At 69.6% G+C, this 25,139-nt stretch carries 26 protein-coding genes; 11 read left to right on the forward strand and 15 right to left on the reverse strand.

Translation table 11 applies throughout. The features are described 5' to 3' along the window. Window positions 1-78: 78 nt before the first annotated feature. Window positions 79-687, reverse strand: a complete 609-nt coding sequence (locus tag ATK74_RS10450) for a GNAT family N-acetyltransferase (protein WP_169923816.1) — start codon at window positions 685-687, stop codon at window positions 79-81. A gap of 237 nt (window positions 688-924) precedes the next feature. Next, window positions 925-1,626 carry a thiamine phosphate synthase gene (locus tag ATK74_RS10455; RefSeq protein WP_211283350.1) on the reverse strand — a complete coding sequence of 234 codons (702 nt, stop codon included), beginning with the start codon at window positions 1,624-1,626 and terminating at the stop codon, window positions 925-927. Window positions 1,627-1,742: 116 nt separating this feature from the next. Here ATK74_RS10455 and pknB point away from each other — a divergent pair, with 116 nt between their 5' ends. Beyond that, window positions 1,743-3,734 carry a Stk1 family PASTA domain-containing Ser/Thr kinase gene (pknB, locus tag ATK74_RS10460; protein ID WP_098460972.1) on the forward strand — a complete coding sequence of 664 codons (1,992 nt, stop codon included), beginning with the start codon at window positions 1,743-1,745 and terminating at the stop codon, window positions 3,732-3,734. A gap of 477 nt (window positions 3,735-4,211) precedes the next feature. Here the strand turns inward: pknB and ATK74_RS10465 are convergent, their stop codons facing one another. Further along, on the reverse strand, window positions 4,212-4,856 hold the full coding sequence (locus ATK74_RS10465; RefSeq protein WP_098460973.1) for an MBL fold metallo-hydrolase: 645 nt from the start codon (window positions 4,854-4,856) through the stop codon (window positions 4,212-4,214). 66 nt (window positions 4,857-4,922) lie between these two features. On the opposite strand from ATK74_RS10465, the gene ATK74_RS10470 reads away from it, so the two are divergent. Continuing rightward, window positions 4,923-5,429, forward strand: coding sequence for a ClbS/DfsB family four-helix bundle protein (locus ATK74_RS10470; RefSeq protein WP_098460974.1), 507 nt, complete (start codon window positions 4,923-4,925; stop codon window positions 5,427-5,429). Here the strand turns inward: ATK74_RS10470 and aroQ are convergent. From aroQ to ATK74_RS10485, 3 genes are all read right to left on the reverse strand, one after another. Continuing rightward, window positions 5,426-5,872 (reverse strand): type II 3-dehydroquinate dehydratase, encoded by a 447-nt coding sequence (aroQ, locus tag ATK74_RS10475; RefSeq protein ID WP_098460975.1) that lies wholly within the window; start codon window positions 5,870-5,872, stop codon window positions 5,426-5,428. The two genes, ATK74_RS10470 and aroQ, sit on opposite strands and share 4 nt — an antisense overlap. A gap of 47 nt (window positions 5,873-5,919) precedes the next feature. Next, window positions 5,920-6,951 carry a YeiH family protein gene (locus ATK74_RS10480; RefSeq protein ID WP_169923817.1) on the reverse strand — a complete coding sequence of 344 codons (1,032 nt, stop codon included), beginning with the start codon at window positions 6,949-6,951 and terminating at the stop codon, window positions 5,920-5,922. A 152-nt stretch (window positions 6,952-7,103) separates the two neighbouring features. Then, window positions 7,104-8,405, reverse strand: a complete 1,302-nt coding sequence (locus tag ATK74_RS10485; RefSeq protein WP_098460976.1) for a shikimate dehydrogenase — start codon at window positions 8,403-8,405, stop codon at window positions 7,104-7,106. 67 nt (window positions 8,406-8,472) lie between these two features. Between ATK74_RS10485 and ATK74_RS10490 the strand changes: the two genes are divergently transcribed. After that, window positions 8,473-8,706: a hypothetical protein gene (locus ATK74_RS10490; protein ID WP_143483633.1), complete on the forward strand. Its 234-nt coding sequence runs from the start codon at window positions 8,473-8,475 to the stop codon at window positions 8,704-8,706. A gap of 3 nt (window positions 8,707-8,709) precedes the next feature. On the opposite strand, the gene ATK74_RS10495 is transcribed toward ATK74_RS10490, so the two are convergent. The 3 genes from ATK74_RS10495 to ATK74_RS10505 are packed head-to-tail and all read right to left on the reverse strand — an operon-like array spanning window position 8,710 to window position 11,886. Continuing rightward, entirely contained in the window at window positions 8,710-9,735 is a 1,026-nt protein-coding gene (locus ATK74_RS10495) for a threonine aldolase family protein (RefSeq protein ID WP_098460978.1), read from the reverse strand. Between the two features lies 1 nt (window position 9,736). Further along, on the reverse strand, window positions 9,737-11,125 hold the full coding sequence (locus ATK74_RS10500) for a class II 3-deoxy-7-phosphoheptulonate synthase (RefSeq protein WP_098460979.1): 1,389 nt from the start codon (window positions 11,123-11,125) through the stop codon (window positions 9,737-9,739). Between the two features lie 5 nt (window positions 11,126-11,130). Further along, on the reverse strand, window positions 11,131-11,886 hold the full coding sequence (locus tag ATK74_RS10505) for a lysophospholipid acyltransferase family protein (protein WP_098460980.1): 756 nt from the start codon (window positions 11,884-11,886) through the stop codon (window positions 11,131-11,133). Window positions 11,887-11,932: 46 nt separating this feature from the next. Here ATK74_RS10505 and ATK74_RS10510 point away from each other — a divergent pair, with 46 nt between their 5' ends. Continuing rightward, complete coding sequence (locus tag ATK74_RS10510) at window positions 11,933-12,676, forward strand: alpha/beta hydrolase (RefSeq protein WP_169923818.1); 744 nt, start codon at window positions 11,933-11,935, stop codon at window positions 12,674-12,676. Window positions 12,677-12,694: 18 nt separating this feature from the next. On the opposite strand, the gene ATK74_RS10515 is transcribed toward ATK74_RS10510, so the two are convergent. From ATK74_RS10515 to ATK74_RS10525, 3 genes are all read right to left on the reverse strand, one after another. After that, a complete protein-coding gene (locus ATK74_RS10515; RefSeq protein ID WP_143483634.1) occupies window positions 12,695-13,687 on the reverse strand; it encodes a hypothetical protein in 993 nt (330 codons plus the stop codon). A gap of 44 nt (window positions 13,688-13,731) precedes the next feature. Beyond that, entirely contained in the window at window positions 13,732-14,751 is a 1,020-nt protein-coding gene (locus ATK74_RS10520; protein WP_098460982.1) for a C40 family peptidase, read from the reverse strand. Between the two features lie 107 nt (window positions 14,752-14,858). Next, complete coding sequence (locus ATK74_RS10525) at window positions 14,859-15,092, reverse strand: hypothetical protein (protein WP_098460983.1); 234 nt, start codon at window positions 15,090-15,092, stop codon at window positions 14,859-14,861. 62 nt (window positions 15,093-15,154) lie between these two features. Between ATK74_RS10525 and ATK74_RS10530 the strand changes: the two genes are divergently transcribed. The 3 genes from ATK74_RS10530 (at window position 15,155) to ATK74_RS10540 (ending at window position 18,465) form a co-directional block, all read left to right on the forward strand. Further along, on the forward strand, window positions 15,155-16,330 hold the full coding sequence (locus tag ATK74_RS10530; protein ID WP_098460984.1) for a hypothetical protein: 1,176 nt from the start codon (window positions 15,155-15,157) through the stop codon (window positions 16,328-16,330). A 61-nt stretch (window positions 16,331-16,391) separates the two neighbouring features. Next, the gene (locus tag ATK74_RS10535; RefSeq protein WP_098460985.1) at window positions 16,392-18,179 is read left to right on the forward strand and encodes a DEDD exonuclease domain-containing protein; all 1,788 of its coding nucleotides are present in this window, start codon (window positions 16,392-16,394) and stop codon (window positions 18,177-18,179) included. Window positions 18,180-18,189: 10 nt separating this feature from the next. Beyond that, window positions 18,190-18,465 carry an Lrp/AsnC family transcriptional regulator gene (locus tag ATK74_RS10540; RefSeq protein ID WP_098460986.1) on the forward strand — a complete coding sequence of 92 codons (276 nt, stop codon included), beginning with the start codon at window positions 18,190-18,192 and terminating at the stop codon, window positions 18,463-18,465. Window positions 18,466-18,487: 22 nt separating this feature from the next. Here the strand turns inward: ATK74_RS10540 and ATK74_RS10545 are convergent, their stop codons facing one another. Both ATK74_RS10545 and ATK74_RS10550 read right to left on the reverse strand, forming a co-directional pair. Beyond that, a complete protein-coding gene (locus tag ATK74_RS10545) occupies window positions 18,488-19,240 on the reverse strand; it encodes a nitroreductase family protein (protein ID WP_098460987.1) in 753 nt (250 codons plus the stop codon). A gap of 162 nt (window positions 19,241-19,402) precedes the next feature. Continuing rightward, window positions 19,403-19,921, reverse strand: a complete 519-nt coding sequence (locus ATK74_RS10550; protein WP_098460988.1) for a peptidylprolyl isomerase — start codon at window positions 19,919-19,921, stop codon at window positions 19,403-19,405. 118 nt (window positions 19,922-20,039) lie between these two features. On the opposite strand from ATK74_RS10550, the gene ATK74_RS15710 reads away from it, so the two are divergent. The 4 genes from ATK74_RS15710 (at window position 20,040) to ATK74_RS10570 (ending at window position 24,153) form a co-directional block, all read left to right on the forward strand. Then, complete coding sequence (locus ATK74_RS15710) at window positions 20,040-20,957, forward strand: sunset domain-containing protein (protein WP_098460989.1); 918 nt, start codon at window positions 20,040-20,042, stop codon at window positions 20,955-20,957. A gap of 71 nt (window positions 20,958-21,028) precedes the next feature. Beyond that, window positions 21,029-21,532: a hypothetical protein gene (locus ATK74_RS10560; RefSeq protein WP_098460990.1), complete on the forward strand. Its 504-nt coding sequence runs from the start codon at window positions 21,029-21,031 to the stop codon at window positions 21,530-21,532. 9 nt (window positions 21,533-21,541) lie between these two features. Continuing rightward, complete coding sequence (locus ATK74_RS10565; protein WP_098460991.1) at window positions 21,542-22,207, forward strand: prepilin peptidase; 666 nt, start codon at window positions 21,542-21,544, stop codon at window positions 22,205-22,207. Between the two features lie 77 nt (window positions 22,208-22,284). After that, the gene (locus tag ATK74_RS10570) at window positions 22,285-24,153 is read left to right on the forward strand and encodes a tetratricopeptide repeat protein (protein WP_098460992.1); all 1,869 of its coding nucleotides are present in this window, start codon (window positions 22,285-22,287) and stop codon (window positions 24,151-24,153) included. A gap of 12 nt (window positions 24,154-24,165) precedes the next feature. On the opposite strand, the gene ATK74_RS10575 is transcribed toward ATK74_RS10570, so the two are convergent. Beyond that, a complete protein-coding gene (locus ATK74_RS10575; protein ID WP_098460993.1) occupies window positions 24,166-25,056 on the reverse strand; it encodes a LysR family transcriptional regulator in 891 nt (296 codons plus the stop codon). Window positions 25,057-25,139: the final 83 nt, after the last annotated feature.

Consider the following 25,139-nt stretch of genomic DNA (forward strand, 5'->3'; position numbering starts at 1 on the left):
ATCCCCGGTGGCTGAGCCTGTCGAAGCCTGAACCCGCCGAAGCCTGCGTCGGGGGCGACCGAAGCCGCCCCCGAACCCTCAGAACTGCGTGTCGGTGACGTGCTTCTCCCGCGGCGGGAAGCCCCGGTCGAACACGTCGGCCTGTTCGGTGGTGACTTCGAAGATCGAGGACTCCACCAGCCGTCCACTGACTCCGGCCAGAGCGCCGGGCTGCAGCTCGACTCCCTGGAAGGCGGCGAAGTTCGCCCCGTCCGGTGTGGTGATCTGCCACGCGGCGGCGTCGACGAAGCCGAACCGCTGGTAGTACCCGGGATCCCCGTACAGGAGTGCCCCCGGCAGCCCGAGGGCGGCGCTGCGGCGCAGCAACTCGCGGAGCAGCGCCCCGCCAATGCCACTGCGCTGCTGGGCCGGAGCCACTGCCAGCGGCCCGAGATAGCTCACGCCGGTCTGGCTGCCGTCGGCACCGATGACGGTGGCCGTGGTGGCCAGTCCGACTCCGACGAGTTCGCCGTCGAGTTCGGCGGCCAACTCCAGCCCGGGTAGGTACTCCGGGGCGGTGTGGGCAAGATCAAGGATCAGGTGCTCGACGCAGCCGGGTCGGTAGAGATCCCAGAAGGCGTCGCGCACGATCCCCGCGGCGTCGTGACGGTGCTGCGGATCGAGAGTGGTGATGATGATGTTGGACATGTTTTCCATTTCGGTTCCCGCGGCCGAGCGCACGGCTCAGCCGAGTCAGAGAGCGGGACTGTTGCTGGACACCCGGGGAGTCCGGGCCGTCCCAGGGCGCGCCAGATCACACTGACGCGCTGTGGTGTCCAGGCTCAGCGGGCGACCGGGTATCCGAAGGTCAACATGCACTGAATAGCTTCTCAGGCCTGTGTGGTCCGAGCAACTCCGCTGGCTGAGCCTGCCGAGGTCCGCAGCTCAGCGACGGAACATCTTCAAAGTCAGGTCCTGCATGGCCGGATCGTCATTCCAGGCTCGGCGCAGCCGGTCCTTCAGGGCGTGCGCTGCGGCAGCGGGGTCGTCCGCCTCGGTGATAGCCCGGGAGACCGCGACCCGGCGAGCACCGGCGGCCAGCACCTGGTCGAGGTTGTCGGCGGTGATCCCCGTGATGGCGAACCATGGCTTCGCGTCCGGGTCGGCGGGCGGGGCAGCCTGGGCGGCGTAGCGGACCAGCGCGAGTCCGGGGCCGGCGTCGGGAAAGACCGGGCCGACGGTGAGGAAGTTCACCTGCGGGTCGGCCAGGGCGGCGTCGATCGCGGACGGGCCGTGGCAGGAACGTCCGACCAGCGCGTACTCGTGCAGGAAGTCGCGGGCCTTGGCCGCGGACATTCCCCGCTCGGGCAGCTGCAAGAGGTCGGCGTCGAACCGCTGGGCCAGATGGCCGGATTCATAGGCGCTGACCAGACCCTGGTAGCGGTAGGCGACCGCGCGCAGCGCCTGCAGACAGGCCAGCAGCTCGTCCTCCTCGGCCCCGGTCTGGCGCAGCTGCAGCAGGTCGACGCCACCGGAGAAGGCCGCGTCGGCAAAGCCGGCCAGGTCGTCCGGCCCGGACCTGGTACCGGTGATCAACAACAATCGGGCCAGTCCCAGCCGGGTGGCCAACCCCATCAGCGCGGTCACCGGGCCAGGTTAGCTGCGCGGCGGGTCGCCCGGGAGCGATTCAGGCGGCGTTCTACAATCGCGGGTAGGTCTGGACGGCCTACTTCCCCGACTGTTCCGGAGCCGAGTAGCCGCATATGAGTAACGCTGACGCCCTGGTGGGCCATCTGGTCGACGGTCGGTACGAAGTCGTCCGGAAGCTGGCGCGCGGCGGCATGGCGACGGTCTACCTGGCCAATGACCTGCGGCTGACCCGCACAGTCGCGCTCAAGATCATGCACGACAACCTCGGCTCGGATGCCGACTTCGTCAGCCGCTTCGACCGCGAGGCCCGCTCGGCGGCTCGGCTCTCCCACCCGAACGTGGTGGCGGTTTTCGATCAGGGCACCGACGCCGGACGTCCCTACATCGTGATGGAGTACGTCGAGGGCTCCACGCTGCGCCATGTGATCAGCCGTGAGGCGCCGATGCCGCCGCAGCGGGCCCTGGACCTGATGCTGCCGATCGCCGCTGCGGTCGCTGCCGCGCATGAGGCCGGGATCATTCACCGCGACCTCAAGCCGGAGAACGTGCTGCTGTCGGTCCGCGGGCAGCTGAAGGTGGCCGACTTCGGGCTGGCCCGGGCGATCACCGCACACACCGCAACCGCGCAGGGGATGCTGATCGGGACGGTCTCCTACATCGCCCCTGAGCTGGTCACCCACGGCCGCGCGGACGCCCGCTGCGATGTCTACGCCCTGGGTGTGGTGCTCTACGAGATGCTCACCGGGGCCAAGCCGCACACCGGCGACACCCCGATCCAGGTGGCCTACAGCCACGTCCACAATGATCTGCGAGCGCCGTCCACCGCGGCCCCCGAGCAGTGGCGCAACACCCGGCAGGCGATCCCGGACTACCTGGACGCCCTGGTGCTGGCCGCCGCCGCCCGGCAGCCGGCCGATCGTCCCGCCGACGCCTCGGTGCTGCTCGACCACCTGCGCCAGGCCCGAGCCGCGCTGGAGTCCGGGATCACCTCCGACCCGGCGCTGGCCGCCCGGATGCAGGAGACCTCGCTGGATCCGAACACCCAGCTGACCGCCCAGGTTCCGGTGATCGGGGTGCCGGCCGACGTCCAGCGGACCACGACCATGCGGTTCACTCCGTCCACTCCGCTGAGCCCGGGCCAGCCCGGCGCCACCGACGGGATGCCCTACTTCGACCGCCCGGTGATCTCACCGGCCGCGGTCCCGCTGGCGCAGCGCCAGGTGAAGCGGCGCCGGCGCGGACTCATCACGCTGATCGTCTTCCTGGTGATCACCGCCCTGCTCGGGGCGAGTAGCTGGTACTGGTTCAGCGGACGGTTCACCACCACTCCGGACTTCGGGAACATGACCCAGGCCGAGGCCCAGGCGCTGGCCACGAAGAACGGCCTCAGCATCAAGGTGGCCACCGACTACAGCGAGGACGTGCCGGTCGGCCAAGTGATCAGCACCGACCCGAAGGCCGGTGACCAGATCCTGCACGGTGGCGAGGTCATCGTGGTGATTTCCAAGGGCCCCGAGCGATATCCGGTGCCGTCCCTGGTCGGACGATCGGTCGAGGATGCCCGGCTCGCCCTGGAAGCCAACCACCTGACCCTCGGCAAGACCACCGAGGTCTACGACGATTCGGCTCCGGCCGGGCAGGTGATCACGGCGTCCCTGCCCGCCGACCGGATGGTGAAGCGGGACACCCCGGTGGATCTGAAGGTCTCCAAGGGCCCGGCGCCGGTGAAGATCGTCAGCTATGTCGGCAAGCCGTTCACCGACGCCCAGACCTACTACCAAACCGCCGGACTGATCGTTCAGCGCGGCGAGGATGCGTTCTCCGACAAGGTGCCGGCCGGATCGGTGGTGTCGCAGGACCCGAAGAAGGGCAACGTCGAGAAGAACTCGACGATCACCTTCGTGGTCTCGAAGGGCCCGGAGTTCACGGTGGTGCCGCCCGTCCGCGGGCTCAGTGGCGAAGCCGCTACCGACAAGCTCGTCTCGCTCGGCTTCAAGGTGAGCGTGCAGAGGCAGGGCTGGTTCGGCAACCTCGCCCTGGGTACGAAGCCGGGCGAGGGCAAGAAGGCCAAGACCGGCTCCGAGATCATCTTGGTGATCGGCTGAGCCGACGGCCCATGGCCGTCCGCCGCAGAAATCTCACAGAGAATTCTGGACCTTGCGTCATCGAGACGGCGAGCTAGTGTCTTAATTGGTGAACGGGCCACCTGGTGGCTCGGGCCGACAATGCTCGCGCGGGGGTGTCGAGGGTCGGTCACTGGAGTCGCAGTAAGGGGATCCTGCGGCTCGCGGCGGGAGGGGTTTTGGGGACCCGAACGCTATGGATGGGATCGATTCGGGGGGACTGATCCGATCCGGCCCACGCCGACACCGGCTGGCGGGCAGGTATGGCTCTAGGCCAAGAGGGGCCCGAGCATCGTTGGCGGCCGAGCCTCGTCTCGGCCGCCAACTCCTGTTTCGGACGCCGCCAGAACGTCCCCCAACCCAGCTCGCGCTACCGAACGCAACCCGCGCTACCGGAATCTCGGCAGCAAGAGTGACAGTCGGTAGCGGGAACCATGAGGACGGACGCCACGCGGCGAATCAGGCGGACGGGGTCCAGGGCTGGCCGGCACGCAGATCGACCGGCTGAGTCGGGGTCATGTCCCCGATCCGGCCGAAGATCAGGCCCCAGCCGCGCTCACTGAGCAGGCCCTCGTGGATCAAGAAGCCCTGGGGAGCCGCTACGGCCCGGGCGAAGTCGACGGTCTCCTTCATCGCGGCCCACGGCCCGTAGGCGGGCACCCCCAGCACGTCCACCCCGGACGGCACCGCGGCCAACGAGTCGCCGGGATGGAAGAAGGTCGGCTCACCCTCGGCACTGATCACCATTCCGACATTGCCGATCTGCGGGATGTCCCGGTGAATGACGGCGTGCAGTCCGCCGACCGCAGCCACGGTCACCCCGCCCCGGCTGATGCTGGTGTCGGCAGTGATCGGCTCAGCCCGCTCCAGGTGATGAACCTCGATCACGCTCGGCTCGACCAGCACCCGGGCGTCCGGATTGGCCGCGATCAGGGCCGGGACGTTGGCCGGATCGACATGGTCGGGATGCAGGTGGGTGATCAGGATGGCGTCCAGCTCGGTCAGTCCGTGCCAGGCGGGAGAGAAGTTGCCCGGGTCGAGCAGCAGCCGCAGTCCGTTGACCTCGACCAGAACGGCCGAATGCCCAAGGTGGGTAAGTTGCATACGTCGACTTTACGCGAGTCGGCGCCCGGAAATCGGGCCGACCGAGCCAATGGAGGACTGTCGAGAATGCCCCGTCCAACCACCGCCGCAGCACTCAGCGAGGCTAGTCAGCGCAACTTTGCCGCCCTCTTGCAGCTGGTGGACGGGCTCAGCGAGGAGCAGCGGACCGCGGAGTTCACGTTCCCCGACCGGGACCGGAACGTCCGCGATGTGCTCGCCCACCTGCATCACTGGCATCTGATGATGCTCGGCTGGTACGCCGACGGGAGCGCCGGACGTCCGGTACATGCCCCCGCGCCCGGCTACACCTGGCGAACCCTGCCCGCCCTGAACGCCGAGATCCGGGCGCAGTACCAGGACGTCCCGCTGGACCAGGTCCGCGGCCAGTTGCATGCCAGCCATGACCAGCTCCAGGCGTTGATCGACGCCCAGCACGACCCCGAGTTGTTCGAGAAGAAGCACTACGCCTGGACCGGATCCACCTCGCTGGGTGCGTACCTGGTGGGGTCCACCTCAAGCCACTACGACTGGGCCATCAAGAAACTGCGCAAGCACCAGCGCAGTGCGTTCTAGTCGCCGGCGGTGCCCAGCGCGGTGATCACGTAGTCCAGCGCCATGGTGTAGCCGTAGACGCCGAAGCCGGTCATCACCCCAACGGCCAGGTCCGACAGGTAAGAGTGGCGCCGAAACTCCTCGCGGGCGTGGACGTTCGAGATGTGCACCTCGAGGAACGGGACGGCCACCGCGGCGAACGCGTCCCGGATCGCCACCGACGTGTGGGTGAAAGCACCGGGGTTGATGATCACGAAGCGGGTGCCATCGGTGCGCGCGGCATGCAGCCGGTCGATGATCTCGCCCTCGTGGTTGCTCTGGAAGGTATCCAGGCTGAGCCCGGCTGCGGACGCCTGGGCGCGCAGCCCGTCCTCGATCTCGGCCAGCGTGGTGCTGCCATAGATCTCGGGCTCACGGGTGCCGAGAGTGTTCAGATTGGGCCCGTTGATGACCAGCACGTCCATGCGTCCAACTCTCCCACAGGCCGGTCGGCGGCGGCCGTACGGCGCGGCTAGCGGCCCACGAAGGCCACCAGACCACCCAACAGCAGGACGACCAGAGTGGCAGCGGCGGCCAGAACCACCGGACGGGTGCCGGTGCGGCGCAGCACGCTGGCGTGCACCGAGGTGCCCAGGGCGAACATGGCCGCCCCCAGCAGCCAGGCCTGGGCCAGCTTGGCGATGTCGATGACCACCGGCGGCAGCACGCCGAGACTGCGAACCGCCACCATGGCGATGAATCCGACCACGAACAGCGGTACCAGCGGTGGACGGGCCGCACCCGGCTCCAGCCCGGCCGAGCGCTGCCGGAATGAGATCACGGCCAGCACCGGAGCCAACATCAGCACCCGGGCCAGCTTCACCAGCACGGCCACGGTGAGCGCGGCCGGCCCGATGATCCCGGCTGCGGCCACCACCTGGGCCACCTCATGGGTGGACGCTCCGGTCCAGATCCCGGCGGTCCGCGGATCCAAGTGCAGCGCGAAAGCCAGCGTCGGCATCAGCGCAATCATCAGCGTCCCGAAGACCACCACGAGCGCCACGGCCGTGGCCGCCTCCTCGTCCTTGCGCTTGGCCAGCACCCCGTCGATGCCAGCCACCGCCGCGGCCCCGCAGATCGAGAAGCCGCCGGCGATCAGCAGGGTCTGGGTGGCACCGATCCGCAGCAGCCGGCCCAGCGCCAGGGTGGCCGCCAGGGTGCCGGCCACGATCACCACCACCCCGACCACCGTGGGCCATCCCAAAGCCAGGATGTCGCCCAGCACCAGTTGCAGCCCCAGCAGGACGACGCCGGCCCGGAGCAGCCGACGAGCCGAGATGGCCAGGCCCGGACGAGCGGCCACCATCAGCCGGTGATCGGTCGGCAGCAGATTGGCCAGCGCCGCGCCGAGCAGGATGGCCACCAGCATGGCGCTCAGCCCGGGGACGAGCAGGCCCACTCCCCACGAGACGCCGGCGGCCGCCACGGACAGGCCGATCCCGATCCAGATCGAGGGCTGGACGCCCACAGCAGGTGGGACGGGGTTGGCGGCAGTCTCGGTCACCGGGTCAGCCTAGATGCGGTCGATGATCTGAGGTGACCCCGATCCGGCCAACCGGGGCGTGCTGACCGATGTCGGTCAGCCTCAGGCGTCCGGCTGCGATGGTGGGACGGATGCGACGAACTCCATACAGGAAGCTCCGGCGGCGCCGAACCTCAGGCCAGCGCGGCAAGGACTCGCGAGGTGAGCTGATCGGCCAGCTCCTGGTGGGTCTGGCCGGGCTCGCCGGTCGAGGGAACCGTCACTGTGGCCACCTCGCGGTAAAGCTGCTGACGGGCCGCGTACAACTCGGGCAGGTCCGGACGAGCCAGCACCGGACGCCCGGAGTCGGCTCCCACCCTGGCCAAGGCTTCGTCGTAGCCGACGTCGAGGAAGACCACCCGGTGCCCGGTGAGCGCTTCGCGGACCGCGCGGGTGCCGACCGCTCCCCCACCCAGCGACACCACGGCCGGGGCACCGGTGAGCACCTCGATGATGGCCTCGGCCTCCAGCCGCCGGAAGAACTGTTCCCCGTCCTCGGCGAAGATCTCGGCGATGCTGCGTCCGGCCGATGCGGCGATCAGCTCGTCGGTGTCGACGAAGGGGCGACCCAGCCAGGACGCCAGAGCCCGGCCGACCGTGGTCTTGCCGGCCCCCATGAAGCCGACCATGACGATCTTGGGCTCGATCGCCGCAGCCAGTGCCCGGCGTAGCACCTCGGTATCGGGCCGGACGCCGGTGAACTGCTCGAACTGCAGCAGCGCCTGGGCCAGCAAGAGCTCGGCGCCGCCGACCACCGTCCGTCCGGCGGACGCGGCGGCCCGGGCCAGCGGGGTCGGCCAACCGGCGTAGACGGCGTCGAAGACCAGGCCGCCACCAGGGGCGATACCGGTCCCATCGATCGCGCCGGCCGGCAGGGTGGAGATCACGGCCGGCTCGCCGCCGGCGGCCCAGCTGCCGAGGTCGGCCGCGGTGACCCGCAGCCCGGGCGTGGCCGTGGCCGCCCAGCAGATCAGGTCGTCGGCCTGCGCCGGACGCCGCGCGTAGACGGTCACCGCGGTCACCCCGAGCTCGTCCAAGGCCAGGATCGCCGAGCGGGCGGTGGCCCCGGCACCCAGCACGGCCGCGGACGTCCAGCCGCCCCAGGACGGACGCAGCGCAGCCACCAGTCCGGGGATGTCGGTGTTGTCGGCACGCCAGCCGGTCGGCGTGCGCACCAGGGTGTTGCCGGCCCCGGCCCGGGCCGCCAGCGCGGTCACCTCGTCGGCCACTTCGAGGCAGGCCTGCTTCAGCGGCATGGTCAGGCTGAACCCGCGCCACGACTCGTCCAGCCCGGCCAGGAAGCTCGGCAGGTCGGCGGCGGTCAGTTCGAAGCGCTGGTAGCTCCACTCGTCCAGGCCGAGGGTGGCGTAGCCGGTGCGGTGCAGCAACGGCGACAGCGAGTGCGCGATCGGGGAACCCAGGACGGCAGCTTTCACGGCTCACATGCTGTCACATGGCCCTGGCCGGGACTGGTCCGGCCGTGACCGTGGGAAGATCGGCGACGTGATCGACGAGCAGACCCTGCAGACCTGGTGGGACGGGCTGAGCCCGGAGCTTCGCTCGCGTGCCGCCGAGATCGCGGCTCGTCCGGCCCCGCGCGGGATGGCCGTGGATGACCTGGCCGCCTCGATGATCCGGGCCGGACTGCCGACCGCCCGTCAGGTGTGGACCGGCCAGCCCGAACACCTGGTGGAGATGCTGGACGAGGTCGCCGACTTCGTCCGCGCCGCCGGCTGAGGCTCAGGCCGCGAGGATCCCGCCGAGGATCTGTCCGGCGCTGGCCGCCTGATCCAGGCTGATCTGCTGGTAGGTCACCGCACGCACCATATGTGCCCCGAGGGCCGAGACCAGTACCCCGGCTTCTGCAGCAGCCTTCGCCACCTCGGCCGCCGGACGGGTTCCGGTGCTCAGCACCACGATGTTGGTGGCCACGCTCGACACGTCCACCGCGTCCGGGGCCAGTGCGACGACCTGCTCGGCGAACGCCTTCGCCGCAACGTGGTCCTCACCCAGCCGGGGCAGGTGATGCTCGAGGGCGTAGTCGGCCGCTGCGGCCAGGACTCCGGCCTGCCGCCAGCCGCCGCCCAGCCGCTTGCGCTGCACCCGCGCCTTGGCGATGACCTCGGCGCTGGCGACCAGCATCGAGCCGACCGGCGCGCCCAGGCCCTTGGAGAAGCAGACGTTGACGGTGTCGAACAGCCGCCCGTAGTCGGCCAGCGGTACCCCGGTGGCCACGTGGGCGTTCCACAGCCGGGCGCCGTCCAGGTGCAGCCCCACGCCGGCGTCGCGGCACAGCGCGGAGACCTCGACCAGGTGCTGATAAGGCTGGACGGTGCCGCCGCCGAAGTTGTGGGTGTTCTCCAGCGCCACCGCGGCGGTCGAGACCAGGTACGGCCCGGCGTCCGGGGTGATCACCGAGGCGATGGTGGCCGCGTCAGTGACGCCGTCCGGGGAGGTCCAGGTACGCATCGTGGTGCCGTGCAGGGCGGCGTGGGCGCCCATCTCGGCCCGGGCGATGTGCGCGCGGACGTCGCAGACCACCTCCTGGCCAGGAGCCACCAGTGACCAGATGCCCAGCAGATTGCCCATCGAGCCGGTGGTGACGAATAGTCCGGCCTCATGGCCGAGCATCGCGGCCACCTTGGCCTCGAGGGCGTTGATGGTCGGATCCTCGCCGTAGACATCGTCCCCGACCGGCGCGGCGGCCATTGCCGCCAGCATCTCCGGGGTCGGTCGGGTCAGCGTGTCGCTACGCAGGTCGATCACGTCAGAAGTCCTCCGCCTGGAACTCCTGCACCGGGTTCACCCGGTGGATCCGTCCATCGGTCAGCCGGTCGGCGATCAGGAAGGCCAGCTCCAGGGACTGGTTGCGGCTCAGTCGCGGATCACAGGCGGTCTCGTAACGGTTGGCCAGGTCGGCCTCGTTCAGCTCGTCCACCCCGCCGACGCACTCGGTGACGTCGTCCCCGGTCAGCTCGACGTGGACGCCGCCGGGCCAGGTGCCCAGCTCGTGATGGACGTCGAAGAAGCCGTTGAGCTCGTCGGCCACCTGGCTGAACGCCCGGGTCTTGTAGCCGGTGGCGGTCTCGAAGGTGTTGCCGTGCATGGGATCACAGACCCAGGCCACCTTGCGTCCGGTGGCCTCGACCGCCTCGATGATCGGCGGCAGCGCGTCGCGGACGTAGCCGGCACCCATTCGGCTGATGATGGTCAGTCGGCCAGGCTCGCAATCGGGATCCAGCCGCTCGACCAGCTCCCGGGCGTCGGCGCCGGTGGTCTTCGGGCCGACCTTCAGCCCGAGCGGGTTGCGCAACCGGCTCAGGTAGGCGATGTGGGCGCCGTCGGGCTGACGGGTCCGCTCCCCGGCCCAGACCAGGTGTGCGCTGGTGTTGTACGGGGCACCGGTGCGCGAATCGATCCGGGTCAGCGAGTGTTCGTACTCCAGCAGCAGCGCCTCGTGGCTGGAGTAGAAGTCGACCGTCCGGAACTGATCGTTGTCCACGCCACAGGCCACCATGAAGGCCAGCGCCCGGCTGATCTCGTCGGACAGCTCCTCGTAGCGGGAGTCCACGTTGGAGTTGTGGACGAAGTCGGCGTTCCAGTTGTGCATGGCCCGCAGGTCGGCAAAACCGCCCTTGACGAAGGCGCGAAGCAGGTTCAGGGTGGCCGCCGAGTGGTTGTAAACCTCCAGCAGCCGACGCGGATCGGGCCGGCGGGCATCGGGCTCGAAGGCCAGCGCGTTGACGGCGTCGCCACGGTAGGCCGGCAGGGTCACCCCGCCGCGGGTCTCGGTGTCCCGGCTGCGCGGCTTGGCGTACTGGCCGGCGATCCGGCCCACCTTCAGCACCGGCACCTGCGCGGCGTAGGTGAGCACCACGGCCATGCTCAGCAGCACCTTGAGCTTGTTCTTGATGTTGCCGGCGGTCACCGTCTCGAAGGTCTCGGCGCAGTCGCCGCCCTGGAGCAGGAAGGATCGTCCGGCCGCCACCTCGGCGATCCGGCCACGCAGATCGTCACACTCGCCGGCGAACACCAGCGGCGGACGGTTCCGCAACTCGGCAACGACCTTGGCGACCGCATCCGGATCCGGATAGGCCGGCTGCTGGGCAGCGCCTAGAGCATGCAGTTCGGCCAGCGACGGAATCGGTTCGGACACGCCGGTCAGGATAGCCCGCCCAGCACCGCCGGCGGCGGGGTGGCTCCATAGCCTGGACGGGGCAGGATCCGAGCGTCCGCCTCAGCCGGGCTCAGCGAGCCGCGTTTGACCGACGATCCGTAGGCGTCCACGTAGGTCTGGCCGGACAGTTCCTGGATGGCCGCCATCACCTCATCGGTCACCCAGCGCAGCAGGGCGTGGTCGTCGTGCTGGTCGGCGAAGCGGGAGAAATCCAGCGGCTCACCGATCACGATCCGCGGCCGACTGATCCACGGAATCCCCAGTCGGCGGACGGTCTGGGTATCGAACATGGCCACCGGAATGATCGGGACGTTGGCCGCCAGCGCCATCCGGGCCACTCCGGAGTGGCCCTTGTAGAGCCGTCCGTCCGGGGAGCGGGTGCCCTCGGGGTAGATGCCGACCAGGCCACCCTCATGCAGGACGTTCAGTACCGGAGCCAGGCCTTCCAGGCTGGCCCGTCCACCGGAGCGATCCAGCGGGACCATCTTGATGGCCTTCAGGAACCAGGCGACCAGCTTGGAACCCAGGCCGCGGTCACCGCGGAACAGCTCAGCCTTGGCCGGGAAGGTGAGCTTGCGGCTCAGCATGGCCGGCAGCACGAAGGTGTCTCCGGCCGAGAGATGGTTGCTGGCCACCAACGCCCCACCGGTCGCCGGCAGGTTCTCAGTGCCGGTGATCGAGGCCCGAAAGAACCAGCGCACCAGCGGTATGAACAGCAGCGTTTTGAAGAAGTCGTACATCCGCGCCCTTTGCCCGTGAAACTGGCCAACAGCCTACGATGAGCGCATGCAGGTCAGCGATTTCGCGCGCCCGTACCACGCCGGTACTGGCCCAGTGGGCGTCCTTTTCTGCCACGGGTTCACCGGCTCGCCGTGGTCGCTCCTGGAGTGGGCGAAATTCACCGAAGCCGCTGGCCATCGGGTGGCGGTGCCGAGGTTGCCCGGGCACGGCACCAGCTGGCAAGAGATGAACCTCACCGGTTGGCAGGATTGGTACAGCTGCGTAGAGCGCGAGTTCCTCAGCCTGCGCGCACAGTGCCAGCAGGTCTTCATCACCGGGCTGAGCATGGGCGGTGCGCTGGCCCTGCGGCTGGCCGAGCACTATCCCGATGACGTGGCCGGCCTGGTCCTGGTGAACCCGGCCGTGATGGGTCAGTTCAAGACCAACTTCGCCCCGTTCCTGTCGAAGCTCATGGCGTCGGCCAGCGCGGTCGGCTCCGACCTGAAGGACCCCACGGCCGACGAGTTCGCCTACGACCGGACGCCGCTGAAGGCGGCCGCGTCGATGCTGCGGGTGTGGGTGGACGTCCGGGCCTGCCTGGACCTGGTCAGCTGCCCGCTGCTGGTCTACCGGTCGGCCGAGGACCACGTCGTCCCGGCCTCCTCGACGGCGTTCATCATGAGCCACGTCTCCAGCGAGGAGCGCATCGAGCGGATTCTGCTCAACAGCTACCACGTCGCGACCATGGATCACGACAAGGAGACCGTCTTCCGCGGCTCCCTGGAGTTCTTCGACGAGCATCGCCGCTGACCTCGCCGAGGGGTCGGCTCACCCGTCCAGGCTGCGCAGGGCCTGCCGATACCAGGTGGTCGCCTGGGCGATCTCAGTGTCACTGAGGGCCGCCCGGGTGGCCCGGGCGAAGTACGCCGGTGCAGCGGCGCCCAGTCGACGGCGCAGCTCGTCGGCAGCCACCTGAGCCAGCGCGTAGTCGGTCGGCGTACTGGGATGCTCAGGCAGCGCGGACGGCACCGGATGCGTCGCCAGGTAGTCGATCACCAGCCGGCGGTTGGCCGCAGCAGTGGCCGGGTCGGCATGTGCCGCCACAGACTCGGCCAGCCCTTCGACCGCCCAGGACAGCCCGTGCTGACACGCCGAGTCGGTGGCCGCATGGACGGCCTCATGCGTGAGGGTGGCGAACCGGACGTCGTCCGGAAACTCGCTCAGCTTCGGGCTGAGCACGATCCGGGGCGTCCCGGTGCGACAGCTGGTCACCGCCGACGAAGTGTCGGCGGTGCTGCCGGTGAGCAGCGCAAAGTCGTCGGCCGACACCGGGGCCTCCAGCACGAGCCGGCCGGTCCAGCCGTCATCGGCCACCCCGGAGGCCCGCACGGCGGCCACAGCCTCGGTCGCCAGCGCGAGCCAGGACTTCGCCTGCGCCTCGGAGGCCGCACTCAGCACCGTCCCGGCCGGTCCGCTGGTCGCCACGGCCGGCTCGAGGGCCCACAGCGGCGTCCCTTCGGCGGCCGCCACAGTGAGCTCGCCGCGATCGGACCAGGTCAGCGTCAGCCGCTCGGTGGCGGGACGATGATCGCCGGGCAGCGTGTCGGTCACCTGCACCTGGTCGGCGCCCAGAGCCACCAGTCGAGCCTGTGCTGGGCTGAGCAGGTCGTACCAGCGTTCGCCCTGAGCGCGGACGGCCGCGGACGCACCCAGCGCGCCGGCGAAGCCGGGGCGATCCTGGGCAGCCAGGGCTGCGGAGAGCCGTCCGGCCAGTTGCTCGGTGGTGACCGCCGGCGCGATCGCGGGGCTACACGCAGACATGGCCAGCAGCAACGCTGCTGGCCATAGCCGAAACCGCGGGGCGGTCAGCCCAGAATCCGGCGGGCGCCGGCCCACGGTGCCGGGTAGCTGGCCAGGCTCTGGATCACCAGATCCGAGCGGACGTTGCGGGCATGGACGATCTTGCCATTGCCGATGTACATCCCGACGTGGTGCACCGGGTTGTACCAGAAGATCAGGTCGCCGGGCTTGAGATCGCCGCGGGCCACAGGGCGGCCCATTTGGGACATCGCCCGGGAGGAGTGCGGCAGCGAGACGCCGACGGTGCGGTAGGAGGCCAGCATCAGGCCGGAGCAGTCGAAGGCGTTCGGGCCCGACGCGCCCCAGACGTACTGGGAGGAGCCGACCTTGGACGTCGCGTACTTGATCACGGTCAGCGCCTTGGCGCTGGCCTCACCCGGAGCGAGTTCGCCCGGGTCGAAGGTGGTCGAGCCGCCATCGGCAGCGTTGAGAGCGGCCTGCTCCTGGGCGTCCAACCGGTCGTAGAGGTCCTGCGCCTCTTGGACGCTCTGGTCGATCTGCGACTTCAGGTCGGCCAGCTTCTGCTCCTGGTCGGCCAGCGCCTGCACCTCGGCGTCGAGGGCGCGCTTCATGTCGTCCAGGCTGGCCTGCTGGGCCTGCTGCTCGGCCAGGGTGCTCTCCATGTTGTCGTCGACCTTGTCGGCGGTGGAGAGCCGGGCCAGCAGCGAATCGGGATCGCCACTGGTGAAGACCTGGACGGTGGGATCGAGGTCACGGTTGCGGAACTGGATCAGCGCAATGGTCCGAGCCTCAGCGGTGAGGGCGTCGACCTTCTGCTGCTGGGCGTCGATGTCGGCCTTCAGGCTCTTCAGCCGCGCCTTGCCATCAGCCAACGCGTCGGTGGCCTCGTCGTACTGCTCGCCGATCTGGCTGGCCTGCTCGGTGAGGTCCTTGACCCGCTGCTTGGCCTCGGCCGCGGTCCGCGGGGCGGCCAGCGACTTGCTGCTGGCCGACGGGTTCGGGCTCGGGCTGGGTGTGGGCTCGGCGTTGGCCGTGCCGGCTGCTACTGCGGTTGAGATCAGCACCGTGGCACTGGCTACGGCGATCAGTGCTCGTAACCTTGAGCCTGCCGGCATCTAGAACCCCCCAGTAGTCGCGACCTGAGAGTCGCTGAAGTAAAACTGAGAAAATCCTAAGGGGCAACCTCCGGAAAGACAACTCGAATGGGTGACTCAGTTCGTTCGGTGACCGTCAACCGCAGCGGAGGAAGCAGTCCCGAACCGGCCAGCGCAGCCAGGGCGGCCCGCTCCGGACCGTCCAGCAACACCTCGTCGGGCATCGGCCCCAGCAGCACCGAGATCGCGCAGTCCGCGCAGGCCGGGCCGCGCGCCCGGCAGGTCCCACAGTCCACTCGCATCACGTCCATGACCTGAGCATCTCTGCCTGCACTGACATTTCTCCGACTCACGTCGCGACTAGGGTTCGCGCATGAGGTTGCGGTCCGCCTGGCTGCTCTGCACAGCTCTGCTCACCACCAGCTGCACGGCCGCGCCGACCTGGCAGTCGATCGACCTGGGCTCGCTGCGGCCGGCCGGCCTGGCCGTGGCCGGAGATCGCCTGCTGGTTGGCGGCAGCACCTCCGGGGGACCGGCGCTGGCAGTGCTGAACACCACCGGCACACCAACCGCGCTCCGAGTGGCCCCGGACGGGCCGGAGGCTGAAGCCGCCGAACTGGTTCAGCTGGCCGTACGCGGAGATCAGCTGCAGGCACTGGGCACCATGATCAGCGGCGCCCACTCCAACCCGCGCTGGACGGTCTGGGACAGCTCGCTGTCCGCCGGCACCCTGACCAGCCACCCGCAGGAGTTCTTCACCTTCGGCGGCCATGACGCCGGGCCACTGGTCGGGATCGGCTGGGTCGGCGATGCCCCGGTCGTCCTGGGCAGTCGGACCACAGCCACCGGAGCCCGGGCCGCGCTCTACGCAGAGTCCGGGACGACCTGGACCGAGGTCGCTGATCGTCCGGCCACGCTGGCCTCGAACCCGACCTCCCAACTCGGCTTCGGCGGGCAGAGCAGCGCCGGGGATCAGCTGGTGATCGCCGGCGATGAGGTGCAGCTGACTCAGCCACTGCGACAGCGTCCGCTGGCCTGGGTGGGCCGGCCCGGCGGCGACTGGACCCGGCTCGAGCTGGCCGTGCCGGGCCAGGACGGTCCGGGGCTAGCCCGGGCCCAGGCCGTGGCCTGCCCGGCCGAAGGCACCTCGTGCTGGCTGGCCGGCTGGGTGCACGGCCAGCTGGTGGCCTGGTCGGTGACGACGGGCACCCAGCCGTCCGCCTCCGGCCCGGAGCTGCCCGCAGGCACGACTTCGGCCGCCGTGGGCTCGAACGGCTCCCCCGATCCGGTCCCGCAGCTGGCGCTCTGGCAGGGCCGTCCGGTGCTCGCCGGGAACGGCCCCGACTCCACGCTCCTGGTCCGCTGCGACTCCGGCTGGCGCTCCCTCCCCCTCCCGGACCGCAGGGACGGTTCCACCACCATCCGCCCTGGTCAGGGCGATTCGGAACCGTCCCCACCGATCACGGTGACCGGGCTGGCCGGCGTCGGCGCGCGCCTCTACGTCCTGCAGGGGCGGACGCTGTGGGCCATCGACCGCAGCCCCTGCTGAAGGTCCGACACGCGGCGGCGCCGGGCCGGGGCTGTCAGTCCGGGGGGCTAGCGTCACAGGGGTGAGTCCGTCACCGCTCCTCCAGCCCAGCTTCGCCGATCTCGGCCAGCCGCTGGCCGACGTGACGTTCTGCGTGGTCGACCTGGAGACCACCGGCGGCGGCGACGCCGACGCCATCACCGAGATCGGGGCCGTGAAGGTCTGCGGCGGCCAGCTCGTCGGCGAGTTCCAGACCCTGGTGAACCCGAACGCGCACATTCCGGCACTGATCGCGGTCCTCACCGGGATCACCGATCAGTTGGTGGCCGATGCCCCCAAGCTGCCCGAGGTGCTGCCGGCCTTCCTGGAGTTCGCCGCCGGCAGCGTCCTGGTGGCCCACAACGCCCGCTTCGACACCGGCTTCCTGCGCCGGGCCTGCGAGCGCTACGACTACCCCTGGCCGAATCCGGCCGTGGTCGACACTCTTGCCCTGGCCCGCCAGGTGCTGCTGCGCGACGAGGTGCCCAACGCCAAGCTGGGCACCCTGGCCGCCCACTTCGGCGCCACCACCACGCCCAACCACCGCGCTCTGGACGACGCCAAAGCCACAGTCGACGTGCTGCACGGCCTGCTGGAGCGAATCGGCAACCTGGGCGCACACACGCTGCCCGAGCTACTCGAGTTCACCCGCCAGGTCTCCCCGCAGCGCCGCGCCAAGCGGACGATGGCCAAGGACGTCCCCTCGGCCCCCGGCATCTACCAGTTCATCGCCGAGTTGCCCGGCCCGGACGGCCAGCCGCGCCGCCAGGTGCTTTATGTGGGCAAGAGCCGCAACCTGCGCAAGCGGGTGGCCAGCTACTTCACCGCGGCCGAGACCCGGTCCCGGATCGACGAGATGGTCCGGATCGCCACCTCGGTCGAGACCACGGTCTGCCGCACCCCGCTGGAGGCGGACGTCCTGGAGCTGCGGCTGATCGGCGCCCACTCCCCGCGCTACAACCGGCGCTCCAAGTTCCCCGAGCGGCAACTGTGGCTCAAGCTCACCGACGAGCCCTACCCCCGGCTTTCCATCGTCCGCACCGCCGGCGACGGCGCCACCTATCTGGGTCCGTTCCGGCGCAAGGAGGCCGCCGAGCAGGCCATGCTGGCCATCTACGACGCGTTTCGGCTGCGGCAGTGCTCAGCCCGGCTGTCGACCCGGAAGGCCAGCCCGGCCTGTGCTCTGGCCGGCATGGGACGCTGCCCGGCGCCCTGCCAGTTCACGATCGGCCGGGACGAGTACGCCGAACTCGTCGAGGACGTCCGGGCCTGCCTGAGCCGCGACTTCCGGCCGCTGGTGGCCGCGCTGCGGCCGCGGCTGGCCCAGCTGGTGGCCGCCGAGCGCTTCGAGGAGGCCGGCGCCCTGACCGAGCGCCTGGAGAGCTTCGGACGGGCCGCAGCCCGGCATCACCGGCTGGCCAGCCTGGCCGGCTGCGCACAGATCGTGGCCGCCCGGCGCACCGACGACGGCTGGGAGATCCACGTGATCCGCCATGGACGCCTGGTGGCCGCCGCCCTGGCCCGGCCCGGTGAGGTGCCCCAGCAGGTGGCCCGGGACGCCGTGACCACCGCCGAGTGGGTGGCGGCACCGTCCGGCCCAGCCCCGGCGGCCATCATCGAGGAGACCGAGCGGATCGCCGACTGGCTGGAGCTGCCCGGCGTCCGACTGATCGAGATCGACGGCGACTGGTGCTGGCCGCTCGGCATCGGGCCGAGCGCAGGCGAACAGCTGCGGGCCGCGTCGCTGGTCGGCGGAGCCGATGGATCCCAGCCGGAAGCCGAGGGGCCGGACCCGGCGACGTCCGACTCGGCCGCACTCGCGACGGCCTAAGATCAAGGCCATGATCACCGCGATTGTGTTCGTCGAGGCCGAGGTGGCCCGCATCCCAGAGATCGCCCAGGAAATCGCCGACCTCGACGGGGTCTCCGAGGTCTACTCGGTCACCGGCAAGGTGGATCTGATCGCGCTGGTCCGGGTGCCGACCGTGGACGCCGTGGCGGCCACCGTTGCCGAGAAGCTGAACCGGGTGGCCGGAGTGCTCAGCACCGAGACCCACATCGCCTTCCAGGCGTACTCCAAGCTCGACCTGGAAGCCGCATTCTCGATCGGCGGCTGACCCCGCCGGTTCCCGACCGCCCTCAGTAGAGGGCGAGCTTCTGCGCGGTCAGCGCGGCCCGCACCGGAGCCTGCTCGGCTCGTCCACCGCCAGGCTTGGTCTCGATCTGCCGGGTGAAGGTGTCCACCGGCTTGCTGGCGTCGCGCAGGTCGTAATAGGTCTTCACGACCGCGTCGTAGCCGGCCAACGCCTGGTGGTAATCGGCCACCTGCGGGTAGGCATCGACGGCATAGCTGAACTCCCGCGGCAGCCGCGGCTTGAGGGTCGGCTCCTGGTCGGCGTGCCCGACCAGCAACCCGACCAGCGGGAACGTGTAGGGCGGCAGCTTCAGGGCCGTGATCACCGACTGCGGGTCGCCGCCGATGCTGCCCAGGTAGACCGTGCCCAGGCCGAGGCTCTCGGCGGCCACCACCATGTTCTGGGCGCCGATCAGGACGTCCTCGACGCCTTGCAGGAACAGCGCAGTGGACGACAGGACGCCGATGTCGACGCCAGCCTCATCGCGGATCCTCGCGTTGCGATACAGATCGACCACGAAGATGAACAGCTCGCCGCGGTCACCGCCGACGTAGGGCTGCCCGGAGGCTGCGTACACCGCAGTCCGGACGTCCGGATCGACGACCCGGATCACCGTGCGCTGCTGATAGAAGCTGCTGGTGGCCGCGCGATCGACGGCGTCCAGCAGGATCGAGATGACGTCCTCGCTGACCGGCTCGGGTCGGAAGGCCCGAATCGAGCGGTGCTCCAGCTGAGTGCGGATCGTCTGGTTGGGCATGCGGCGGCTCCCCCGAGCGGACGTGCAGTTGACAGCTGAGGCTACGCCCGTCAGCACCGCACGTCCGGTGGATGCCCGAACTGGGGACGGTGCCCTAGCCAGGCCCGGAACGCAACAGTGGGACGAAAGGGAACCATCCCCTTCGTCCCACTGCGGGAGAACTCAGGCTTCGCTGATGTCCACCGAGGAGATCACCACCGGCTCGACCGGACGATCCATCCGGCCGGTGGCCGTGGTCGCGATCGAGTCGACCACCTGCTGCGAGGCGGCGTCCTTCACCTCACCGAAGATCGTGTGCCGACGGTTCAGATGCGGGGTCGGCGCCACCGTGATGAAGAACTGCGAGCCGTTGGTGCCGGGCCCGGCATTGGCCATGGCCAGCAGGTAGGGCTTGTTGAAGCTCAGCTCGGGGTGGAACTCGTCACCGAACCGGTAGCCCGGGTCACCAGTGCCGGTGCCCAGCGGGCAGCCGCCCTGGATCATGAAGCCGTCGATCACCCGGTGGAAGGTGAGCCCGTCGTAGAACTTGCCGGTGGTCCGGGCGCCGCTCTTCGGGTCGAGGTACTCCTTGGTCCCGGTGGCGAGTCCGACGAAGTTGTCCACGGTCTTGGGGGCCTGGTCGGCGAAGAGTTCGATCACGATGTCACCGTGATTCGTGTGCAGGGTTGCGGTCTGGGCCATAGGGGCCTTCCTTTCTACTCGCCCCCATCGTTGCAGATGCTGGGTAGCCACCGCCCGGGGCGGGTACGGTGGTCACTAACGACAAGGCACGACTGTGCAGGCTGAGCAACGGAGGCACATGAAGACCAAGAAACTGCTCCACTCAGTGGAAGAGGGCACCCAGGCTGCTGTTGATCGCCTGTCCCCCTATGTCGAGCAGGCCCTGCGCGAGGGCGGCGACCTGGCCGACCAGGCGTACGCGAAACTGCGCCCCGGCCTGAAGGAAGCCCAGATCCGCAGCGCCCGCTTCGCGGCCGACACCTTCGAGAAGGTCCAGCCGGCCATCGACGATGCGCTGAGCCGGGTCTCGCCGGCCGTGGACGCCACCGTGAAGAAGGTTCGTCCGGCCGTGGACGATGTCCTGGAGCGGATCCCGCCGACCGTCGACTACGCCCGTGAGCGGGTGCAGGAGGACGTCCTGCCGGCCCTGGCCGCGCAGCTGCGTCACCTGGCCGCCCAGCCGCTGGCCAAGGAGATCCAAGCCGCTGCTGCCGCGTCCGCGCTGGCCGCCCAGCTGGAGAAGGCGTCGGGCAAGAAGAAGCGCTCCGGGTGGCGGACGTTCGGACGGGTCCTGCTGGCCGGTGCTCTGCTCGGCGGCGTGTTCGTGGCCGTCCGCAAGCTGTTCGCCGACCCGGCCACCGGCTGGGAGAACCACGTGCCGAAGAACAGCACCTATGTGGCCGACCCGACCTTCGACGACGATGACCTGTTCGAGGACTCCGTGGCCGAGCCGGTGACCGAGCCCACAGTCAGTGAACCCGTCACAACCGAACCCGCCACAACCGCGGACGCTCCGGCCGAGCCGTCGGCCAGCGCCTACGGTCCGGGCTCCTACGTCGGCGACGAGCCGCCGGCAGGCTACGAGATCAAGGGCAATGACCGATCCCTGAAGTACCACGTCCCCGGGATGGCCGCGTACGAGCGCACCATCGCCGAGGTCTGGTTCGAGAGCGAAGAGGCCGCTCAGGCGGCCGGCTTCACCAGGGCCCAACGCTGAGCTGATTTCCAACAGCACAGAGAATCCGGGGTCCGACTCACAGTCGGGCCCCGGATTCGTCTATCTAGGGTGTGAGTGATGATCTGTGGGTGTTGGCGGCACCCTTCCGCGCACACGTCCGCCGCGTCCTGGACCAGACCGGCCTGCCCTGGCCGGTGATCGCCGGGGCAGGCAACCTGCCTCCGACCCTGATCCGCAATCTGCTCTTCGGCCGCGATGGACGCCACCGCACCCGGCTGCCCGCAACGGCCGCCCGCGCGCTGCTGGCACTGGATGCCGAGCGCCTGCTCGGCCAGAGCCGGATCTGGGTGCCGGCCGAGCCCGCCGCGGTCGTCATCACTGAGCTGCTCGCGGCCGGCTGCTCGCCGGCCGCGCTGGCGCGGTACTGCCGGCTCAGCGAGTCCGAGCTGATCGGTCTGCTCGACGCAGCCCTGTGCAGTCGGCTGACCGAGTTGCTCGCGCAGGCAGCCCGGCTGCAGTGGCACCGCTCACTCCAGTCGGTGCCCGGATCGCCGGCCACCACTCGTCCGCGCCGTGCGGCGGGGGTCGAGGTTCCGGCACAGGCGAGCGCGTAGGCTGCCGACGTGCCCTGGCAAGCGATCACCCCCGCACTGCTGGCTGTGCTGCTGACCGGCCTGGTGGCCGCTCTGACCGGCCCGGTTCTGCGCTGGCTCCCGGTCCCGCCGGACGAGCCGGACGCCCGGCCGTACGCCGAACTGCTCTCCCCCGGCTTCCGGATCACTGTGGCGGCGGCGACGCTCGCCACGGGCCTGATCGCCTTCTACCTCACCGATCCGCGACTGTGGCTGGCCTGGTCGGCGCTGGTGCTGACCGGTCCGCTGCTCGGCCTGATCGACGGACGTACCGGACTCCTGCCACTGCGGCTGAACTATGTCGGGCTGGGTATCGCGATCGCCGGGGCCGGCCTGGCCGCCTGGCTGTCGGCGGATCCGAGCATCCTGCTGTGGGCGGCTGTCGGCGGGGTTGGCTGCTTCTGCCTGTTCTGGCTGATCTGGTACTTCAGCGGCGGCCAGTTGGGGTTCGGGGACGTCCGGCTGGCCGCGGTGCTGGGCGTGATCACCGGCGCCACCTCGATGCCGCTGTTGCTGTGGGCCTTCCTGATCGGCTCCCTGGTCGGGATGGTCTGGAGCCTGATCGCCGCCCGCGGTCGCGGCATCCCCTACGGACCTTCGATGCTGATCGGCCCGCCGCTCGCCCTGATCGTCGGCCAGTTCATCGGCTTCCTCTGAGCTGAGCGGCCAGATCAGTGCCGAGTCGCGCGATTGACACCACCCGACCGGCGTCGCGTCCTAGTTTTCCCTCTGTGATGTGGAAACTAGCGCGAGGCATCTGGGCACTCCTCGTTGTCGGAGCGGCCGGCAGTCTGCTGGTGTTGGCCCTGAACGCCCAAGGACAACCTCGCGCCTGGGCTGTGGTCGCCGTGGCAGCGATCGCGGCAGCCTATCTCGCCGGCCCGGTGCGCGCCGTGTCCAGCCCGCGACGACGGCACCGCAGCCCAGCCAGTACTCCGCCCGATGCATGGAACCCCGACCTCGCCACGTCGTTGATCGGCCAGTCCAACCAGCTGGCAGAACAAGGACGCCGAGAAGAAGCCCTGGCCGCCATCACCCAAGCCATCATCATCTACCACAACCTGGCCGACACCCGACCCCACGCATTCGCCCCCAGCCTGGCCAGATCGTTGATCAGCCAGTCCAACCAGCTGGCCGAGCTAGGACGACGAGAAGAGGCCCTGGCCGCCATCACCCAAGCCATCATCATCTACCAGAAGCTGGTCGAAGCCCGACCCGACGTGTTCGCCGACGGCCTAGCCAGATCGATGAACATCCAGTCCAACCAGCTGGCAGAACTAGGACTCCGAGAAGAAGCGCTCAACGCTGTGACCTACGCCGTCGCCCTGCGCCGGCACCTGGTCAGCTCCCAGCCCGATGTGTTCACCCCCGGCCTGGCCAGCTCACTGACCAACGAGTCCAACCACCTGGCAGAAGTCGGTCGCCCAGAAGAGGCGCTGGCCGCGATCAGCGAAGCCGTCGCCATCTACCAGAACCTGGCCGACACCCAACCCGATGCCTTCACCCCCGACCTGGCCATGGCACTGACCAACCAGACTCGCCATCTGGCAAGCCTCGGCCGCCAAGAGGCGGCCTTGGCCGGCATCAGCCAGGCCGTCGCCATCTACCAGGACCTGGCCGACACCCAACCCGACGTGTTCAACCCCAAGCTGGCCACATCGCTGAACAACCTGTCGAACTGCCTGCTGGAGCTGGGCCGCCGAGACGAGGCGCTGGCCGCCATCGATCAGTCCGTCGCCGTTTGCCGGAACCTGGTCAGCACTCGACCCGACCGGTTCGGCCGCGAATTGGCGCGGGCGTTGAGCAATCAGTCGAACTGTCTGGGAGAACTGGGCCGCCCCGATGAGGCCCTCACTGTCATCAACGAAGCCGTCGTCCTGCGCCGCCACTTGGCCAGCACCCGGTCCGACGTCGTCAACCCTGAGCTGGCCATGGCGCTGAACAACCAGTCCGAACGCCTGGCAGTACTAGGTCGGCGAGAAGAAGCTCTGGCCGCCATCGACGAAGCCGTCGCCCTCTGCCAGAACCTGGCCGACACCCGGCCCGACGCTTTCACCCCTCACCTGGCCATGTCATTGAACAACCAGTCTGAGCGTCTGGCAGAACTGGGCCGCCCAACTGACGCATTGGCCGCCAGCATCCCCGCCGTGACCCTCTATCGAGAACTCGCCCAGACCAGGCCTGATGCGTTCACCGCCGGACTCGCCGACGCGCTGGCCAATCAGGCCACCTGCCTGGCGGCCCTGCGCCGCCAGGAAGACGCTCTCGTCGCCAGCAACGAAGCGGTCACCCTCCGCCGACAGCGAGTCACCAGCAGACCCGTTGCCGCCGCCCCGGACCTCGCCGACTCACTGACCAACCAGGCCCACCGGCTGGCGGAACTGGACCGAACGGCCGAGGCTCAGCGGGCCATCGATGAGGCCATCACCCTCTACGAGGGACTGGCCGCACGGTGGCCCGCACGGTTCGAGACAGCGCTGGGCACGGCACGCCAGACGGCCGCGAGCTGGCTGGGCCAGACCGGCCTCAGCTCGATCGACAGCCGGGAGAACCCCGAACAGCAGGGCCCTAAGTTGCAAGGCCCGCCGTCGGCTCAGGCGTAGCGCCGGGCTCGATCAGGAGGCGCAGGCCACCGAGTCGTCCAGCAGTTCGAGAAGGTGAGTCGCCGACACCGAGCCCGAGCTGCGCTGGGCGGAGACCGCCGAAACCACCCAGTCGGCGGTGCCTGCCGGCAGTTGCAGCTGGGTGAGCACGGCAGCCTCGGGCTTGTTGGCGATGTTCTGCGGCACCAGCGCCAGTCCCAATCCGCGCTTGACCAGGTCGATCAGGGTGTGGACGTCGTTGACCGTGCAGCTGACTCGCCGGTGGATGCCGTGGCTGCGGGCCAGCCCGTCGTTGAGCTGCCGAACCGCCCAGGACTCGTGCAGGTCGACGAAGTCGGCCCCGTCCAGATCGGACCAGCCGACCCGGGTCATTCCGGCCAGCCGGTGGCCGGGCGGGCACAGCGCCACGATCGGACGGCGTCCGATCTCGATCCGCTCCAGGCCACCCAGGTGGTCGGTGGTGGCCACGAAGGCCACGTCCAGCTCTCCGGCCCGCAGCTGATCCAGCTGTTCCAGCGATCCGGCCTGAGTGAACCGGATGGTCACGGCCGGGTAGCGGCGATGGAAGCGTTCCAGCAAAGCGGGGACGTCGATGGCCCCCAGGCACTGCTCGGCACCGACCCGCAGCTGCCCGGACAGGGCCCGGGTCACCCGGACCACGGCGTCCCGGCCGGCACTGGCCTGACTGAGCAGTTCCCGCGCGTAGGGCAGCAGGGCCAGCCCGGCGTCAGTGAGCTCCACCCGCCGGGTCGTCCGATGGAAGAGTTCGGTGCCGAGCTCGCCTTCCAGAGCCCGAATCGAAGCCGACAAGCCGGACTGGGTGACCCCACAGACCGACGCGGCCCGGGTGAAGTGCTGCTCGTCGGCCAAGGCCAGCACGTACTCCATCTGACGCAGATCCATTTATGCCACGTCCTTCTGAAATAGATCGATGCAGCTTGTTGGACTTCTAGATTATCCGGTGCCTATGGTGGGCCTCAGATGGT

The organism is Propionicimonas paludicola (genome assembly GCF_002563675.1).
Classification (GTDB): Bacteria; Actinomycetota; Actinomycetes; order Propionibacteriales; family Propionibacteriaceae; genus Propionicimonas; species Propionicimonas paludicola.

What these genes read in the sequence shown, in the direction of transcription:
- ATK74_RS10525 (WP_098460983.1), bottom strand. Translation starts at nt 15,092, where the DNA reads ATGGACGTGATGCGAGTGGACTGTGGGACCTGCCGGGCGCGCGGCCCG.
- ATK74_RS10540 (WP_098460986.1), top strand. Translation starts at nt 18,190, where the DNA reads ATGATCACCGCGATTGTGTTCGTCGAGGCCGAGGTGGCCCGCATCCCA.
- ATK74_RS10530 (WP_098460984.1), top strand. Translation starts at nt 15,155, where the DNA reads ATGAGGTTGCGGTCCGCCTGGCTGCTCTGCACAGCTCTGCTCACCACC.
- ATK74_RS10570 (WP_098460992.1), top strand. Translation starts at nt 22,285, where the DNA reads ATGTGGAAACTAGCGCGAGGCATCTGGGCACTCCTCGTTGTCGGAGCG.
- ATK74_RS10505 (WP_098460980.1), bottom strand. Translation starts at nt 11,886, where the DNA reads ATGTACGACTTCTTCAAAACGCTGCTGTTCATACCGCTGGTGCGCTGG.
- ATK74_RS10515 (WP_143483634.1), bottom strand. Translation starts at nt 13,687, where the DNA reads ATGTCTGCGTGTAGCCCCGCGATCGCGCCGGCGGTCACCACCGAGCAA.
- ATK74_RS10465 (WP_098460973.1), bottom strand. Translation starts at nt 4,856, where the DNA reads ATGCAACTTACCCACCTTGGGCATTCGGCCGTTCTGGTCGAGGTCAAC.
- ATK74_RS10545 (WP_098460987.1), bottom strand. Translation starts at nt 19,240, where the DNA reads ATGCCCAACCAGACGATCCGCACTCAGCTGGAGCACCGCTCGATTCGG.
- ATK74_RS10550 (WP_098460988.1), bottom strand. Translation starts at nt 19,921, where the DNA reads ATGGCCCAGACCGCAACCCTGCACACGAATCACGGTGACATCGTGATC.
- pknB (WP_098460972.1), top strand. Translation starts at nt 1,743, where the DNA reads ATGAGTAACGCTGACGCCCTGGTGGGCCATCTGGTCGACGGTCGGTAC.
- ATK74_RS10470 (WP_098460974.1), top strand. Translation starts at nt 4,923, where the DNA reads ATGCCCCGTCCAACCACCGCCGCAGCACTCAGCGAGGCTAGTCAGCGC.
- ATK74_RS10510 (WP_169923818.1), top strand. Translation starts at nt 11,933, where the DNA reads ATGCAGGTCAGCGATTTCGCGCGCCCGTACCACGCCGGTACTGGCCCA.
- ATK74_RS10450 (WP_169923816.1), bottom strand. Translation starts at nt 687, where the DNA reads ATGTCCAACATCATCATCACCACTCTCGATCCGCAGCACCGTCACGAC.
- ATK74_RS10575 (WP_098460993.1), bottom strand. Translation starts at nt 25,056, where the DNA reads ATGGATCTGCGTCAGATGGAGTACGTGCTGGCCTTGGCCGACGAGCAG.
- aroQ (WP_098460975.1), bottom strand. Translation starts at nt 5,872, where the DNA reads ATGGACGTGCTGGTCATCAACGGGCCCAATCTGAACACTCTCGGCACC.
- ATK74_RS15710 (WP_098460989.1), top strand. Translation starts at nt 20,040, where the DNA reads ATGAAGACCAAGAAACTGCTCCACTCAGTGGAAGAGGGCACCCAGGCT.